The following is a 1,821-nucleotide window of genomic DNA, read 5'->3' on the forward strand; positions in this document are numbered from 1 at the left end:
CTGAAACGTCGTCCCCTCTCCCGACCCTTGCTGACGCAAGGGCCACCCTCCCCCGCAGAGGGGGGAGGGAGAGCGCGCGTTGCCTGCGCCCTCCTGGCATCGCTCCTTCTGACTCTCTGTGCGACTCTCACGGCCGCCGCGGCCGAGCAGCCCGCCCGGCCGCGCCTCTGTCCGGAGGACGCGCCCGAGGGCGTGCGCCTGCCCCCTCGGCCGGGCTGCGGGCAGGCCGCGCCGCAGGCCCGCGGATCGGAGGGGTTCCGCGATCTGGGCAACGGTGTGAAGGTCCGGATCGGCGGCCGGGTCGGCGCCGATTACGACATGCGGCGCTGAGGCCACGCGATGCTGCTCGTCCTCGGCCTCGCGGCCTGCCTCGGCCTCTGGTGGCTCTCGAAGAACCGGAACCGCCTCGACCCGCGGCTCACCGGCCGCCTCGTCCGCCGCGCCGCGACCTGGGGGATGCTGGGCCTTGCCGCCGTCTTCCTGCTGCGCGGGCAGATTGGGCCGGCCCTCGTCCTCGGGCTGCTGGGGGTCTGGCTGCTGGAGGGGCCGGAACGGGTGGGCCAGCGCCTCGCGCGCCTCGTCTCCGACCGGCTCGCGTCCGGTCCCTTCGGTGCTCTGTTCGGGGGCCTGGGCGGGTCCAGGCGTCGTGGGGCCGAGCCCGACCCGCGCCGCTTCCGCTCGCGCCTCGTCGAGGTCGCGCTGGGCCCGGACGGCACGGTGATGGGCGGGCAGGTCGCCGGCGGTCGCCGGGCGGGGACCGACCTCGACGCGCTGGCGCTGCCGGAGCTGATGAGCCTGCGCCGCGCCTGCGCCGCGCAGGATCCGGACGGCGTCCGCCTGCTAGACGCGTATCTGGACCGCCGGCGTCCCGGCTGGCGTGTAGACGCTGAGGCTGATCGCGACCCGGGGCCGCGCCGTCCGCCGCAGCCAGGGGCGATGACGGAGCAGGAGGCGTACCAGGTCCTGGGGCTTGAGCGCGGGGCGGCCCTGGAGGAGATCCGGGCGGCGCACCGGCGCCTCATGAAGGCGGCCCACCCCGACCAGGGAGGAAGCGCCGAGCGGGCGGCCCGCATCAACGCGGCCCGCGACAGGCTGACGTACCGACATCGCTGATACTCCACGCGCGTTGTCGAGGATCTGCACAAGGTCTCGATGGCGCTCGGCCAGTACGCGACCGGGCACACGGCCGCGGGCGCCGGGCCCGCGGGTCGTCTCGCGATGCGCGCCGCGGCCTCGCCGCGGGGAGCGGGTCAGCTGCGGGTGGCGAAGCAGCTGAAGCCGCCGCGCTTGAGCGCGGCGCAGGCGTCCTGGGCGGATTCCTGCTCGGAGAAGCCCGAGAAGCGGGCGCGGTAGAGCGTGGCGCCGCCGTGCTCGACCTTCACCGTGTAGGGCGCGGCCTTGGCGAGCGTGCCGCCGATCTTCGCGCGTGCCTCGGACAGCATCGCCCGGGCCTTGCCCTCGTCGTCCATGGCGCCGAGCTGGATCACCCAGGCGGTCGGCGTCACCTTCGGGCCGTTGGCCAGCACCGGCTTCGGGGCCTCGGCGCGGGAGGCGGGCGCCTCGACCGAGGCCAGGCGGGCGTCGGACTTGGAGCCGCCCGGGAAGGGGCTCTGACCCGAGGTCGCCGCGTAGGCCTGGGCGGACCTCGGCAGAGCGCGGGCCCCGTAGCCGCCGCTGCCCGGCGTCGCGGTCGAGCGGCCCGGCGTGATGTCCATCGGCTCGGTGGACGCCGTGGTCTCGACCTCGTCGTCGGCGGAGGCGAGCTGCGTGCGGGTGCGCGAGACGCCGTCGGCGACGACCGCCGGCCGGGCGCGCTCGGCG

The 1,821-nt window shown here is 76.1% G+C and carries 3 protein-coding genes; 2 read left to right on the forward strand and 1 reads right to left on the reverse strand.

Annotated features, from left to right (window positions below):
- Window positions 1–330 (forward strand): hypothetical protein (locus AX737_RS07515; protein ID WP_245293407.1); only part of this gene is annotated, 330 nt, incomplete at its 5' end.
- A 9-nt stretch (window positions 331–339) separates the two neighbouring features.
- Window positions 340–1,113, forward strand: coding sequence for a DnaJ domain-containing protein (locus AX737_RS07520; protein WP_066920287.1), 774 nt, complete (start codon window positions 340–342; stop codon window positions 1,111–1,113).
- 137 nt (window positions 1,114–1,250) lie between these two features.
- Here the strand turns inward: AX737_RS07520 and AX737_RS07525 are convergent.
- The coding region (locus AX737_RS07525) for an SPOR domain-containing protein (RefSeq protein ID WP_197430487.1) at window positions 1,251–1,821 on the reverse strand (571 nt) is incomplete at its 5' end.

Source organism: Methylobacterium sp. CCH5-D2 (assembly GCF_001556475.1).
GTDB lineage: Bacteria > Pseudomonadota > Alphaproteobacteria > Rhizobiales > Beijerinckiaceae > Methylobacterium > Methylobacterium hispanicum.

Coding starts and splice junctions, on each gene's coding strand:
- AX737_RS07520 (WP_066920287.1), top strand. CDS start 340: ATGCTGCTCGTCCTCGGCCTCGCGGCCTGCCTCGGCCTCTGGTGGCTC.